The organism is Pseudomonas haemolytica (genome assembly GCF_009659625.1).
Classification (GTDB): domain Bacteria; phylum Pseudomonadota; class Gammaproteobacteria; order Pseudomonadales; family Pseudomonadaceae; genus Aquipseudomonas; species Aquipseudomonas haemolytica.
This window is the reverse complement of the sequence record NZ_VOIW01000002.1, coordinates 645,301-660,835: the sequence shown is the minus strand read 5'-3', so window position 1 is coordinate 660,835 and position 15,535 is coordinate 645,301. Positions and strand designations below refer to the sequence as shown.

Below are 15,535 nucleotides of genomic sequence, written 5' to 3'. Positions count from 1 at the left end.
GTGACTCAACTGAGTCGGCCACGGTGGCTTCACGTTTCACGCGTGGGAAGACAGTTCGTGCGCAGGCGGCTCCCAGGTATCGTTTTCATCCTCGCTGACGGTGTACCAGGCCCAGTAGGTGGTTTGTCGCACGCTATCCCTGGCCGTGAGGGTGCGGGTGGGGCGACCGAGGGGGTCATGGAACTGTCTGTCACTGTGCAGGAACTGGCGCAAGGCCTTACCGTCGATATACCTGTGGCGGTCGGCATAATAGGCGCGATACACCCGAATGATCTGGCCCTTGGGGCTGTACTCGGTGTGCTCGCTGACACACCAGCGCGGGTCAGCCTCAACCGTCTGGAGGGCGCCGTTCCTGGCGCTCAGGTCACCGTTGTCGGCCACGGCACAGGCTGGTCCCGGCTCGGCTTTTTGTTTGCTTTGCAAGGTGCGCCCAAAGCCGTCATGGCAGGCGAGGGTCATGTGGATGAGTTGCTCTTGGTCGTGGGTATAGCGGTCGGCGGTCAATATCAGGCTGCGGGCGGGTTCGCGCCGGGTCTTGTGGATCAAGTCAACCAAGGCTTTTTCACTTGTACTCAAGGTTTTTGCCTTGTTTTTCAGGCGCAGCCTGGCAGTGGCGCGTATATGCCCGTCGGGCAACAGATAGCGTTGGCTGACCCACTGCGCTTGCCTGTCCGCCGCAGCGATCGAGCCCATCCAACTGAGCGGGTCGTAGCAACAGGCACTGGCCGCCTCGCCGAGAACCCCTGCGGGTGACTCAATGGCTGAATCGACGCCCGCGCCCATCGGCCTGCGATAGGCCGACAATTGCCCAAAGCCGACGGGCTTTCCCGCTTCTTGCCCTTGGACGCTGGTCGCGAGCACGCGACCGAACGCATCGTACAGCGCTTGCTCGCGTGTGCCGTTAGCGTCGGTAATGCTGGTCGGCTGGAGCAAACGGTAGTCATGCGTGATGTGGGTGATGCAGCCGTCGGCGTGTTTGACTTGGATGACCTGACACCTGTAAGGGTCATGGGTCAGCGTGGTTTCGCTCTCGGCTTGCGTCAGCCGCCAGGCCTGTAAGCGATAGAAACGCTTGGCGTTGAGGTAGCGAGGAAACTGGCGACGGATTGACCAAAGGTCGGGAGGCGCTTGGCGCTCCTGGTCATTGGCATGAAAAAACACGGCCATGGGGCGATAACCGATTTGGCGCAGGCGGCTTGGCAGGTCTTCGGCGGATTGGCCCGGCATGTCGGGAATTTTTTCCAACGCTTTCAACGCGGCGGGGGCCAGTTCGGCGGTTTCTTGATAATCGGCCAGCGCCTGGAAGGTTGCGGTTCCAGGCGCCAAGGTCTGCCCCTTGCCGCCTGGCTCGCGGTAGTACTGGATCGACAAGCCGTTCAGCTCGCGTGGCGCTTGCGGCCCCAGTGGCCCTGAAAGCCGGTTGACCAACGTTTCGTAGTTGATCGCCATCGCGTTCAACCCCGCAGGTGGCTGGCCCTTGGGCAGGGTCCAGGCGTTGTCGCGCCGACGATAGGGCAGACCCAATCGCCACTGGTCGTTGTGTGACTGATGAATCCATTGCGCCAAGGTTTCGCTCAGGTAAAACACCTGCTGCGCCGGGTCGTGGGTGTCACGCCACCATTGCTGCTGATGCTCATCATCGAGCAGTCCCGGTGGTGCATCCTTGGCGGTCGTGCGCCGTGCGCCATGAATTGTGACGCTGTGAACCAGGCTGCCATAGGTGTCCCAGCGCAAGTTGACCTGATGTTCGCAGACTGGATCATCGGGTACCTGCTCGTACTGATAACTCACGGACTCCAGCGTCAGGGGCAGCATTGGCGCCCAGGGTTTTGAGCCAGGTGCCAGCCGGCGGACCCTATAGCGATACTGTTGCACCGAGTAGGGTGTCTGGTTGGCTGAATCGAGGGCGAATACTTCCACCCGTAATGGCAGGCCCCGGAGCGCGTAGGCTGCCTCCCGTACTTGCTGTGACGTGGGTGATGCGATCAGGTGGTCTTGATGGTCGGTCGGTTGTGGCTGCTCAGGGGCATCATGTTGCCCCAGCAGCGTGGGGCCGAGCTTGATAGCGTCAGCGTCATGGCGGCTGTAATCGTCCTGGGGCATGTCCAGCGCTTGACCGGTGTGAAACCAACGTTTGGTGCGCACCCCTGCTTCGGGCACCTCGCCGGTTCGGGTTTCGTTGTCGGTTTGCAGTAACAGGGCGAAGCCCTGGAAGGCCCGCTCATCGGCATCGTAATACGCCCGACGATAGTTGAAACGTTGGGTCAGGGTGTTATTGCTGATCTCATCACGCAGTACTTGACGATTGACCAGAGGGAACGCGAAGGGCAGCCGGCTGACGGCGGGCTTGCCGTCGGCTTGAGGCTGCTGTTTCTCATCCAGCCATTCCTGCGCGCTGCTGCGGTAGCTCACGTTGACTTGCGCGCCGAGGTTGTTATTGGCAATGCTGAGCAAGCAGGGCTTGTTGTCAAAAAAAGCATAGCGCCAATGGCGAGGGCGCGGATGCATGACGCTGATGATCAGGCTGGCGTAACCATCGCCTTGCAGGTCCGTCACGCTCACTTGGGATAAGGCGTCGTACTCCACGCCTGACGGCCAGGGTAATACCAAGGGGGTTGTGGCGAAGCTATTACCGCCCTGATTGATGAAAATGCTTACCCCCTCGGTCGTCAGGTACAGCAAGTCGCTGGCACCACAGCCATCCAGATCCGCCAGCAACACGTTGGCAGCGTTGAACGTCGTCTCCCTGAACGCCAAGGTGGCCAATACCCGACCCTTGCCGAATCGCCCGTGGCCCAGGTTGGGCCAGCATTTGATTTCGTTGTAACGGATACGCACCAAGTGCTGCTGGCCGCTGCCGAGGATGTCGCTGAAGCCGACCCAGTCGGCAGGAGAGCGGGAGAAGGACGGCAAGTTGTCGCCGTCTACCCTGTGCACCCGCTCGATACCCGGGCCGAAACCGTTCTGGCGATTGGCGTACAAGCGCACACTACGCGGGCCCACAAGTGCGAGGTCACCCAAACCACTGCCCATCAGGTCGGCAAATATTGCGTCAGAGTGCAGGAATTCCACCGGCAATGCGTCGAACGGCACAAACCCCATCTCTTTGCCTTGGGGATCAAGGTTGAAGAAACCACCCATGCCTGGCCGGGCCAGGACCCATTCCGGGCGACCATCGCCATCGATATCGAGTAAAGCCTGATACACGGGACGTGAACCGTCAGCCACGGGAATGGCGGGCAGTGCTTGGGTGGGTGTGTAGGTCACCTCATCGCCCGTGGAAGCGTCGGCCCGCTGAGGCGCTCGGTAATACCAGGCTTGCTCACCACGATACAAGATCCCCGGCAGGCCTTCGCCGTATAAATCCACCAGTTGGTAGCGCTGGCCGTCATTGAGGCCGGGCAAGTCATCAAAGCGCTGGTAGCGACGGATGTCCAGTTTCAGGCGTGAGGGTTGATACAGGTATTCTTGCGGTGGCAGGCGGGTGAGTATTCCTTGAGCGTCAACGGCCTGCTGGTGTGCCGCGAACAGGGTGCTGAGCCCATTGCGAGCGGTTTGATGCTCGAGCCACAGGCGCTTGACCAGCACTGGGGTGGAGCCCATGTCGGGCTCATCTGCAAAGGCGTGGAACATCAGGATCTGCCGACATAGGCGCAGCGTTCGTAGCTCAAAGCCGTAGATATAACTGGAAAATGGATCGTCGCGCAGGGCCCATGACTTGAGCGCGTCGTAGGAGGGTAACGCGTCGCTGGTCGTGGTGCGCTGGCCATAGTCGAACACCAGGTAAAAGTGCCACGCCACACTGGAGAGGTCGTCGGTCTTCAGCAGATAGGGGGTCTCTTTTTCGCGGGCTTTGACGTTGCCGTAACACACGTTGTGCAGATAACGCTGGGCCCGGCTGTCATGTGGCTCGGTTTGGGGCTCGGTCTCGGCCAGGTACTGGTAGCCGATATGTTCGCCATGGGCGTTCAGGCTTTCTTCAAGCAGCCATTGAGCCACATGGCTTGGGTTATCCGGATCGGCGATGCGCGCCGAGTGGGTTTTGCCGTAGACATGTCGGTCGCCATCAGGCGCCTGGATCAGCCAGAACCCGGCGGCGTCGCCGTCTGAGCGCCAATGCTCGATGCGCTCGAACCGGCGCTCGACCCGGGGGAAGTAGCGCGTGACGGTGTAGGTGAGGCCCAGCGGCAACTGGTCAAAACTGTCGCGCTGTGTCTGTACGAGTATGCCGTCGGCGGTGCGCTCGGGCATCCAGGGTTGTGCATCCGGACCTTGGAATGTATCGGCTGCGGCGTAATCGGGAACGCCTCGCTGGGTGCGCCGTGTGACGGCGCCAGGGTTGACGTCCCAGCCGAAACCGAACGCACTGTTACCCGCCGTGCTGCGATAGACCAATGACAGTGTGGGGGCATAACCCCGACCGGTAGAAATCGGCAACGCAATCTCGAAGGTCGCCGTGCCGTCGACGCCCACGTTGCCCAAGCCTTTGGCGAGCCCTTCGATGGCGTTGCCTGCAGTGGGCAGCGCTGGCACCTTGAGGGGCGATTCATTCGCTTGAGTGCTCATGCTTCACTCCTGCCGGGCCTTGCGGTATAGCGCACATGAATGATGATGTCGGTGATGGATTCAAGCAGGTTTTTCTGGTGCAGCGGATTGGTAAAATTCAAGCTCCAGCAAGACACGGCGCCGGTGTATTCAAACGGCAGGTAACGCGGATCGTTGTCGAAGTTGAGGGTAAACAGGCCGTCATCATCCAGGCCGCGTGACAAGGCGATTTGCTGGTGTGCCCGGAGGTCGGTCTTAGTGGTGCCATCGGGCATCTGAATTTCATTGCGGGTTTGAGTCAGTGTCGCTTTGATGTCTTCATAAGGCCCCAGCGTGGCGGGGAGTGAGACGCTGACGTGCTTGATTCGCCGCAAGGTGTGTCCAGGATAGTCTTCATTCAGTAACTCGTGGCTCAGGGCAAAACCAATCGTGCCGCTGCTGACCAAGGCAGTCTTATGCTCGGCCCAGGTCTTGGTGGTCTGAGAGGATTGAGCTTCGGTTGTGACCGAGCACTCGATCAGGCGATGGCGCAGTGACACGGTTTTGCTGATTTCCAGCTCGCGGGGCGTGTGCTGCAGGTACGCAGTGTTCATTTTCACCAGGTTCAGTTTCAGGCCTTCAGCACTCAACAGTCCTTGGGAGGTGTGATGCCAGGCCTCACCTTGGAAGAACTGTCGGCTGTCGGCGGTCTCATACTGCCAGCAGGCTTCGGCGGCCAGGCATAGGGAGTGGACGCTGTCATACAGGGCGTAATAGAACGTGCTCAGTTGCGCAGTGAGCCATTGATAAAGCTGTGCCCCTGTAAAGCGCATGCCGAGCAGTTGGTAGGCTGACTTGGCCTGGGCCAATGCGGTGTGAGCACTGCGCAGTTGCAGGCGAGTGGCTTTTTCCTGCTCGGCATGCGCCAGCAGCAGGGCGTCGATCTGGGCCAGCTCCAGGTGGGCCTGTTGTTCGGCGTGGGTCCACTCCTGGGCGCGACGATTGAACTGCTCGGTGCGCTCCAGATCACTGCCGTTGGCGCGCGCGATGTTGGCCTCGCCCTGGGCGAAGGCCTGGTAGGCATGAAACGCACCCTCAAAACGCATACCCCCGAACGATGTACCGAAGATATTGGGTACGAGCATGGCGGCACCGGCGCCCATACCGGCAAGCGCGACTTTTCTCTCCCAGGCGGCACTCTCCAGATAGTGTTGGCCGGCCGAAATTTCCCCGGGGCTGATGCCTTCACTGAGCTGGCGCGTCAAGAAATCCAGCCGCCCCTGAACGATTGCGCGGCTGCGACGTAGCGCGTCTTTGTTTTTTTCATCGATGGCCAGGGCCTGGGTCTGCTGGGTCAACACCAGTTCGGCCAATTGCCAGGCGTTTTGCTGTTGCACCTCAAGGTAGTGCGCCTGTTCCTTGCGCTCGATCAGCGTGAGCAGCGTGTTGCCGAACTGCGCCAGACTGTCGACTGCACTCAGGGCATGCCCCTGCATGACCTGGAACCGGTAGTGACCCACTTCAGGACGGACCGGTGGCAGGGCACTGGCGCCACCCGCGGTACTTTGTGCGTTCCGTGCCAGCAGGGCGGCGGGGGACAAGGGGGGCGCAAAGAGGGTTTGGCGCAATGGCTTGCCGGCGATGTCCAGATGATGGCGCAGCCCATGCAGGCGACTTTCCAATGTGTCCCAACGGGCTACCCGTTGCGTGTTTAGCGGGCGGTACAAGTAGGGGCTGTCCGTGAGCCAGGTGCGTTGCCCTGTGTTTTTACACTGCTGGGACAGTCGCTTAGTGTAATCGGCTTGATGTTCCAACTGGCGTATTGCCGAGGAGGATGTTTTCGCCAGTGTTTCCAGTGTGCGTGAGGTCCAGGTATCGGCGCGTGTGGCCGTCGGGCGCGGGCCGAGCAGGTTCTGTGCCTGCATGTACCAAAGTTTGGCTTCGGCCAGGCTGTCGGGGCTCGATTGGCGATAGGCCGCGTCTCCTCGGTTGAGCAGAATATCCACATTGAGGTAGTGCAACGCCTTGCGCAGGTAGGTTGGAAAGCTGAGAGCCAGATAATGCGGGCTCTCGGGGTGTTGGCAGGCGTAGCTCAGCTCGGCGGATTCACTGGGCAGCGAACTCAGCGCCCCGGCATTGGGTTGGCGAGGGTCGAACAGGTAGTGCAACCAGGTTTCGGCGTGAGCGTATTGCTGTTGCTGGTTGAAGTAATAAGCGAGGGTCCAGGGCAAATAGATAAACAATTCACGCAAACTTTTGCCGTGCGCACCCTGGAAGTCCAAGGGTACGGGGGAGGCGTCAGCAACCAGTGCCGGTTCCGTCCAGTCCGTAGGGGATCGTAAAAATGAAGGCTCGAAGTTGAGCGTCTGGGTCAATTTACGCGCAACGCTGGTATTAAGTCGGATGGCCGGGATCTTGGGGCCGAAGCTGCTGGAAAAATCAATGGATTCGACGGTTTCTCCGGTTTTTTGCTGTTGACGCGTGATGCGCGGGGAATATGCAGGTGTGTCGACGGCAGGGGATGTACCGAGGGCGCATTTGACCGCCTTGAGTGCATAGCCGAGAACGTTCACCTTGTTCTCTTGACTCTCAAGCGTGATGACACCATGGATCAAGGTGATGGTTGATGCGGGTTGCTTAGTGGGTAACGTTATCCGCGCACTCGCCAGATGGCCGGCTGCTAATTCTGGAGACGTTCCGGCCAGACTTTCGTGTTCGATGTCCGTGAAGTTAAGGATTCGCGCGGTGTTGTTATTGATGACTTGCGGGGTGGGCACGTCTGCCAGTTTTGACTGCATGATGACGTGCTTGTAGAAACGCAAAGTGGGCGCGGAAGTATGGGTGGACTCTAGTCTCAGGTCATTCACAAAGTGCAGTTTTTTGTTTGCAGCCTCATCACTGGGCAGCGTGTAGCCGCTGTAGCGGTCGAGTATCGTCAGGAAGGGATCTTGATGATGGGTATATAAGTGGAGGAATGCATTTTTGTTGAGAAACTTCCCTTCCAGGGAGTATTCAGTGACGGGCTTAACTTGACCTTGTTGTCCCAGTCTCAAGTCCGGCATCGAAATCGTCTGCCCCACAAGGCTCAGCAGGATGGAATTTTTGTCATAGATTGCGTTGGAAAAGCTTTTTCCGGTCCTGGGGTTTTTAAAGAACATCGAGTGGTATGTGGCGTTTCCGACGGGGTGTATCGCGCAGTCGATCCTGATGATCGAACCGTTGATGAGTTCAACTTCGGATAAGGTTGGGTCATGCAGCGCAGACCTGGTGACCAAGGTAATGCTGAACTCGGAGTGCTGGGATGCAAGGGTGATGCTGTAAGTTTGCAGAAAATTATCAGTGGTTTTCGAGGTGAAGACGAACTCGTTGGTGATGGGATCAAAAATGGTAGTGGCGGTATCGGCGGCCTTTATGTGCTTGCTTCTGGATTCAAAGTCCCACGCCCTCTGGAGTTCTATGTCGAGTTGTTGAGCCGCCACGGTTACGGTTCTTTTGTCTTGCGCCTGTGTTACCCGTGTCTTGAACTGTAAGTTGTCCTTGTTTATATCGAAAAACAGGCGGAAGTATTGGTGGGCGAACGGGGGGAGTAACACGCTGGAAAATACGTTGCCCTGGTCGACGCCACCCAACAACGCAACCTGCAGTGGCGTGTTTTGGGTGGACTCATAGGCTTCCAGCAACCTGATGGCTTCCTGAGCAACGTCTGAACCCGGCACGATCTTGTATTGGCCAGGGCTGCCCGCAGAAGCGACGATTTTTATACCCAATGACTGATCGACACTGATGGCCTGGAAGAATTCGCCCATTTGGTCGCTGCCATGATTCAGCGTATTGGCCCTTATACCCAGGAATAGTGTGTGAGGGGCGCGGTTATCGACCACGGCAACGGTCTGCGTAATGCTGATAAGTTGCGCTGGCGTGAGTGCGTTGATACCCCGCGTAACGCAGTGTTCTTCCAGGCCCGTGTGCGGAAGGCTCCAGGTGCCATCCAGTTTTTTATAGGAAAAGCACAGGCGAAACTTCACGAACCGGCCGTTCAGCCACTCACCCTGGCGTTGTTTTTCGTCGTCGTCGTCGTCTCCGTTGGAGCCATTGCCGTTTCTCTGTGCCTTGAAGGATTGGGAAGGCGCAGGCTTGATGCTTTCGGCCCAAACAATAAACAGCCGATGATTGAACATCACGGGGCGAATACCGTGGGCGGGCGTATCGGCGCTAAACGTCAGGTTGATGGGCTTCCAGTCTGTCCAGGCCAGGGGCGCAGGTGCCTCGGCCTTGACGCTGGAGCGTTTGGACAGGTCAAGGGAGCGCCAGTAGTAGAGCTCATCGGTGGCGGATTTGCCGACGAAGTAATAGGTACTGGTACTCCACTGTTCGATATTGCCATCGATGTAGCCATTGAGCGTCTGAATGCTGGCGACTTCTTCGAACCGTGACAGGTAGCCTTGCACGGCGTTCTGCGCGGTAGCGGGTTGAATCCGATGCTGGTTGAGCTCGTTTTCCAGTTGCTCAAAGCTCTCGCTCTTGTCCTCGCGCAGCGTGGGGTCGAGGAAGTTTTGCGGGTGATAGCGCAGTTGCTGGCTGGCGCTCCACAGCGGGTAAGTGTGCAGGGAGGTCTGCCAGGCCAGGGTCTCGTGAGGCGACATGCCCTGTGTCTCATAACCGGGTTCCAGGCCCGAGTGAATTCGGTTGATGTAGTGCTGCAGGCTGGTGATCGCACTGGCGACCGGGCTGGTTGGCACTGCTTGGCTGACTTGTACGTCCAGTAGCCAGTAGTCGTACAGGTCGTTGGGTGTACGCAACGAGTCTTTAAGGGCGGGGCTGATGCAGTGAGACAGATAGTAGCTCAGCATGGCATCACGCCAGGCTTCATTGAGGCGCTGGTCGAGGGGCTCAGACATGGTCATTCCTTGAGTCTGCTGGTTGAAAGTAAGCCGTTATTGATGTGCGGCGATGATGGCTTCGCCCACGAGCTTCCATTGATTGAAGTCGTTGGCGTTATCCAATTCGCTGGTGTTGAGCAGTGTTTGGCTAGAGAGCCGGGTAATGGTGCAGGCTTGTCGACAGCGCATGATCCAATCCAGTTGGTCCATGGACGTGACCCTGCCTGTGGGCAAGGTCTCAGTGAGTACCCGCAGTTCTTTTTCGCCCCACCCCAACCATTGGCTTAGCTGGGTATCGAGGGTTTGAGGCCCGTTGCTGTTGGCGCTCTGGAAATACGCCAAGAGGCTGTCCTGTGCCAGGCCATACGCATCGCAGCAGTCTCTGAAACGCTGTAATAGATAGAGTGTGCCCAGGCTCAGCTCGACCAGCCCTGTGGGTGAATTATTGCTGTCCAGCCAACGGGGGTTGAGCAGCAATTGACGCAGTGACGCGCTGTTAACCGGCAACGGCAACAGCGTGGTGATATCCGGCGCCAGCAGGATCAGGTGGTTGGGCGCAGGCTCAGTCTTCGTTTTGTTGAAATGTAGGGTGTAGTAGAGCGTAAGCTCATTGCTGTAGAGGGCCGGCGTTGGTTTTGCCAAGAACTCTTGGATGCACGCCTCAGGTCCCTTTGGCAGTAAGTCGACCCAGCGCTTGAGCGCCGGGTTATCAGTGGCGGGCTCCAGCAGCAATCGCTGGCGCAGCTGCGTTATGCTGGTGTTACTGTCCCTGAGCCAGGTGACGGCCCAGTCCAATTGCATGAGTACATCGAGAAAGCCCATCTCGGCGCTCAATGTGGGGGTGACCAGCTGGCTCCAGGTGGACGGGCCGAGCAGGTCGGCCAGTTGTTTGCAGTGCAAGACAGAAAGGCCGAAAACCTGGGCGATGCGTGCCAGCCGATAGATCACGGAGTACGTGGCAATATTCCTGACGACAGGTTTGGGTAACACATCTGTCAGCAGGTGCAGCGAATCTGGTGTATCACTCAACGCCAATGCGGCGCAAAGCTGCTGGCGGGTATGCGAATCGAAGGCCTGGTCGTCCAGCGGTAGCGGTCGCCCGGACACCAGGGTGCGATTGAACACCTGATCGAATAAGGGTTGCTCGTTGGCGCTGGCCTGCACGGGCAGGCGATCCAGCCACGCCGAAAACTCCAGCGGCTTGAGCCTGTAGCGCCCACGCAGGTACCGGTAGACACCTAGTACGCGCAGGGTGGTGTGGCTTATCTGAAGAGCGGCGTTGGCTGTGCCCTCAAGCACCATGGCGCTGACGATCAGCGTATCCAGTTCGGCGAACGGTAGATCGACCCACTTTTGCAGGCGGATCATCCGATGCAGACGGTCGAACCGATCGGGGCTGGTATTGAGTAGTGTCGCAATTTTCCCGTCGCCGGATTGGCCGACCTCCAGCTTGGGCAGACGGTCTGTGCCATTGACATAGCGGGCACCGTAGATCAGCAACGTTTGTTTAGGCGCTGAGCGGGAGGCATGGGGGGCGAAACTGTTTTGCGCCAGGAGGGCTTGCAACTGGGTACTGTCCAGCGCCGTACATTTCAGAAAGTCGTCAAGGTTTTCCGGTGCACGGGGTCTGCCAAAGTAGGTTTCAAACAGCGTGCTTCCCGTGACGGGTGGTTGGGTCAACAGTTTTTGCTGTGGGGGATTCAGTTCGCTTAGCAGGCATTGCGCGTCACCATTGCGCGTTTTGACCGTGCCGTACAGTGCGTTGCCGGCATCGTCAAACGGCAGCCGCTTGCTGAGTCGATAACTCAATTCACCCAAGGTGTGCCGGGTTCCCGACAGCCCCAGGCGGCATTGAAGGTGATGATGGTGGTAAGGCAGCGTCAAGGGGTAGTGTTGCTTGCTGAGCAGCGGGTGCAATTTCTCCTGCGGGTGATGGTGTTTGATCTGTTTGCGCAACATGTCATCGATCAGCGTCAGCAGCGGGCGCTGGGCAAAGGTCGTGTCGTGGTCAATCAGTAAATTTCTCAGGTCCGGGCGCCGTTGGTTCAGGGGGATTTTGGCTTGCGTTCCCCTCCCGTTGTTTTCAAGCTGAGTTGCAAAAAGAAACAGTGCGCGCAGGTAGGCGACAGGCGAATCGATAGCGGCAATGGCATCGGGGTGGCAGGTATTCCCCCAATCCTCGTTGGGCAGGCTGGGCACGTTCGATTCCAGGTCGCGTTTGCTACGAGTGAGGGCTGGCGCGTTCACTTGTTGTTGGTCGTACAGCCACTGCAACTGCATGGTGTAGGACAGCGCATTTTCGTAAGCTTGGGCGCCATCGTCATCATTGGAGTGGGCCAGTTGACGGATGAACTCGGCCTTGGGCAGCGCGACAATGTCGAAGATGCTGGTGAAGCCGAGTTGATGCAGGGCGGTGGTGAAGTTGACCTTCCCAACACCTGGAGGGACGGGCCGCTCCACCAGTCTGGCCAATAACGAGCGGTTTGAAGTTTCCATGTCATCGAGCTTCCTGTGAGCCCAAAGGTGGATCCAATGGGCAACGCAAGACGCTATCACGCAGGCTGTGCGGGCCGAGGTCAGCCAAAGCCGTGAGCGAGTCAAGGAAATATCGGTGACTGAGTGTCGATGCAGTAGCGTCGCGGTTTTGTTAGAATGCGCGCCGCGCGGCTTGGCCTGCATTTTTCTACATCCGGTTCACCCCTTACGAGGGTAGCCACCTGGAGATAACACCCATGACTCAACCGATTGTCGTGGCGGCACTGTATAAGTTCGTCACCCTCGAAGATTACGTCGCCCTGCGCGAGCCACTGCTGCAGGCGATGGTCGACAACGGCATCAAAGGCACCTTGCTGATCGCCGAAGAAGGCATCAACGGCACCGTTTCCGGCACCCGCGTAGGCATTGATGGCCTGATGGCCTGGCTGAAGAAGGACCCGCGCATGGTCGATATCGACCACAAAGAGTCCTACTGCGAAGACCAGCCGTTCTACCGCACCAAGGTCAAGCTCAAGAAAGAGATCGTGACCCTGGGCGTCGAAGGCGTCGACCCGAACAAAAAGGTCGGCACCTACGTCGACCCGCAGGACTGGAACGCGCTGATCAGCGACCCTGAAGTGCTGTTGATCGACACCCGTAACGACTACGAAGTGTCCATCGGTACGTTTGAAGGCGCAATCGATCCGAAAACCACCAGTTTTCGCGAATTTCCCGACTATATCAAAGCCAACTTCGACCCGGCCAAGCACAAGAAGGTCGCCATGTTCTGCACCGGCGGCATTCGGTGCGAGAAGGCCTCGAGCTATATGCTCAGCGAAGGCTTCGATGAGGTCTACCACCTCAAGGGCGGCATCCTGAAGTACCTCGAAGAGGTGCCCCAGGAAGAAACCAAATGGCAGGGCGACTGCTTTGTGTTCGACAATCGCGTGACTGTGCGCCACGACTTGAGCGAAGGCGACTACGATCAATGTCATGCCTGCCGCACACCGGTGAGCATCGAAGACCGTGCATCCGAGCACTATGTGGCCGGCATCAGTTGCTCCCATTGCTGGGATAAGCTGCCGGAGAAGACCCGCCGCAGTGCGATTGATCGCCAGAAGCAGATTGAACTGGCCAAGGCCCGCAACATGCCGCACCCGATTGGCTTCAACTACAAGCAAACTCCTTCCGAGGCCTGAACCATGTCCGCGCGCCTGCTCTATGTAATGGATCCGATGTGTTCCTGGTGCTGGGGCTTTGCCCCGGTGGCGCAGGCGCTGGTTGAGCAGGCCCAGGCGGCGGGAGTGGACCTGCACCTGGTGGTGGGCGGCTTGCGCACCGGCAGCGGTGCGGCGTTGGAGCCGACGACCCGGCGCTACATCCTCGAACACTGGCAGGCCGTCACCGACGCCACCGGCCAGGTGTTCAAGCGTGAAGGTGCGCTGCCTGACGGTTTTGTCTACGACACCGAGCCGGCCTGCCGCGCCATCGTTACCGCACGCGGCCTGGCGCCGGATTGTGCGTGGACGTTGTTGGGGCTGATCCAGCGTGCGTTTTATGTCGAAGGTCGCGATGTGACCCTGGCCAGCGTGTTGGTGGAGCTGGCAGAGAAGGCGGGCATACCGCGTATCGAGTTTGCCGGTGCCTTCGACCGCGCCGAACAGCATGCCGCGACGGCGGCGGATTTTACCTGGGTACAGGATCTGGGCATCGCCGGTTTCCCGACCCTGTTGGCTGAGCGCGACGGCCAGTTGGCGCTGCTGACCAACGGCTACCAGCCGCTGTCCGAATTGTCGCCATTGCTTGCCCGCTGGCTGGAGCGAGCCGCCTGTGTATGAGCAACCTCAACGCACCGACCGCCTGACCTGGGCGGAAATCCGCCGCCTGGCCCTGCGTCACAAGAAATCCCTGTGGATCGCCAATGGCGTCGCCGTGCTGGCGACCCTGTGCAGCGTGCCCATCCCGCTGTTATTGCCCTTGCTGGTGGACGAAGTGCTGCTGGGCCATGGTGATGCCGCGCTCAAGGTGATGAACCACGCATTGCCCTTGGGTTGGCAGAAAGCCGCCGGTTACATCGGCCTGATGCTAGTGGTGACCCTGGCCCTGCGTTGCGGTGCGCTGGTGTTCAACGTGGTGCAGGCGCGCCTGTTTGCGCGCTTGGCCAAGGACATCGTCTATCGCATCCGCGTGCGCCTGATCGAACGCCTCAAGCGTATCTCCCTGGGCGAGTACGAAAGCCTGGGCAGCGGGACTGTCACCACGCACCTGGTCACCGACCTGGACACCCTGGACAAGTTCGTCGGAGAAACCCTCAGCCGTTTCCTGGTGGCCATGCTGACCCTGGTCGGCACCTCTGCGATCCTGGTGTGGATGCATTGGCAACTGGCGCTGCTGATTCTGTTGTTCAACCCGCTGGTGATCTACGCCACGGTGCAGTTGGGCAAACGCGTCAAGCACCTGAAGAAGCTGGAAAACGACAGCACTTCACGCTTTACCCAGGCGCTGACCGAGACCCTGGATGCCATCCAGGAAGTGCGCGCCGGCAATCGCCAGGGGTTTTTCCTCGGGCGCCTCGGCCAGCGTGCCCAGGAAGTGCGTGACTATGCCATCCATTCTCAATGGAAAACCGACGCTTCCAGCCGCGCCAGTGGCCTGCTGTTCCAGTTTGGTATCGATATCTTCCGTGCTGCGGCCATGCTCACCGTGCTGTTTTCAGACCTGTCCATCGGCCAGATGCTCGCGGTGTTCAGCTACTTGTGGTTCATGATCGGCCCCGTGGAACAACTGTTGAACCTGCAATACGCCTACTACGCGGCAGGCGGGGCGCTGACGCGGATCAACGAGCTGTTGGCGCGTGCCGATGAACCGCAATACCCAGGCGGCGCAGACCCGTTTACCGGGCGTGAGACCGTCGGCATCGAAGTGCACGGCCTCGACTTCGGCTACGGCGAAGACCTGGTGCTTGACCAATTGAACCTGGCCATCGCACCGGGTGAGAAGGTGGCGATTGTCGGCGCCAGCGGCGGCGGCAAAAGTACCCTGGTGCAACTGCTGCTGGGGCTCTACACGCCGCAGGCCGGCAGCATTCGTTTTGGCGGTGCCACCCAGCAAGAGATCGGCCTGGAGACCATTCGCGAGAATGTCGCTGTGGTGCTGCAACACCCGGCGCTGTTCAACGACACTGTGCGCGCCAACCTGACCATGGGCCGCTCCCGGAGTGATCAAGCCTGCTGGCAGGCGCTGGAAATCGCCCAGTTGGATGCTACTGTCAAGGCACTGCCTTTGGGCCTGGACAGCATAGTCGGGCGTTCTGGCGTGCGCTTTTCCGGTGGGCAACGGCAACGCCTGGCCATCGCCCGCATGGTGCTCGCCGAGCCTAAGGTGGTAATTCTGGATGAGGCCACCTCGGCGCTGGATGCGGCCACCGAGTACAACCTGCACCAGGCACTGGCGCGGTTTCTCACCGGGCGTACTACACTGATCATCGCCCACCGGCTGTCTGCAGTGAAACAGGCAGACCGGGTGCTGGTGTTCGATGGCGGGCGTATCGCCGAAGATGGCGACCATCAGCAATTGATTGCCGATGGCGGGCTGTACGCCAAACTCTATGGGCACCTGCAACAAGTGCGTTGATTTAGATTAGGCTGTGCTATCGG

Annotated in this window: 6 protein-coding genes; 3 read left to right on the top strand and 3 right to left on the bottom strand. The window is 59.2% G+C overall.

Translation table 11 applies throughout. The features are described 5' to 3' along the window. Positions 1-36: 36 nt before the first annotated feature. From FRT59_RS09270 to FRT59_RS09260, 3 genes are read right to left on the bottom strand one after another with little or no spacing between them, the layout of a single operon-like run. Positions 37-4,566 (bottom strand): SpvB/TcaC N-terminal domain-containing protein, encoded by a 4,530-nt coding sequence (locus tag FRT59_RS09270; protein ID WP_153871028.1) that lies wholly within the window; start codon positions 4,564-4,566, stop codon positions 37-39. Next, on the bottom strand, positions 4,563-9,422 hold the full coding sequence (locus tag FRT59_RS09265) for a Tc toxin subunit A-related protein (protein ID WP_153871027.1): 4,860 nt from the start codon (positions 9,420-9,422) through the stop codon (positions 4,563-4,565). Before FRT59_RS09265 ends, FRT59_RS09270 begins: the two co-directional genes overlap by 4 nt. Positions 9,423-9,458: 36 nt before the next feature. After that, positions 9,459-12,083, bottom strand: coding sequence for a Tc toxin subunit A (locus tag FRT59_RS09260; protein ID WP_233094171.1), 2,625 nt, complete (start codon positions 12,081-12,083; stop codon positions 9,459-9,461). Between the two features lie 53 nt (positions 12,084-12,136). Between FRT59_RS09260 and trhO the strand changes: the two genes are divergently transcribed. From trhO to FRT59_RS09245, 3 genes are read left to right on the top strand one after another with little or no spacing between them, the layout of a single operon-like run. Continuing rightward, complete coding sequence (gene trhO / locus FRT59_RS09255) at positions 12,137-13,078, top strand: oxygen-dependent tRNA uridine(34) hydroxylase TrhO (protein ID WP_153871026.1); 942 nt, start codon at positions 12,137-12,139, stop codon at positions 13,076-13,078. A 3-nt stretch (positions 13,079-13,081) separates the two neighbouring features. Continuing rightward, a complete protein-coding gene (locus FRT59_RS09250; protein ID WP_153871025.1) occupies positions 13,082-13,717 on the top strand; it encodes a DsbA family protein in 636 nt (211 codons plus the stop codon). After that, a complete protein-coding gene (locus FRT59_RS09245) occupies positions 13,710-15,512 on the top strand; it encodes an ABC transporter ATP-binding protein (protein WP_162524851.1) in 1,803 nt (600 codons plus the stop codon). Before FRT59_RS09250 ends, FRT59_RS09245 begins: the two co-directional genes overlap by 8 nt. Positions 15,513-15,535: the final 23 nt, after the last annotated feature.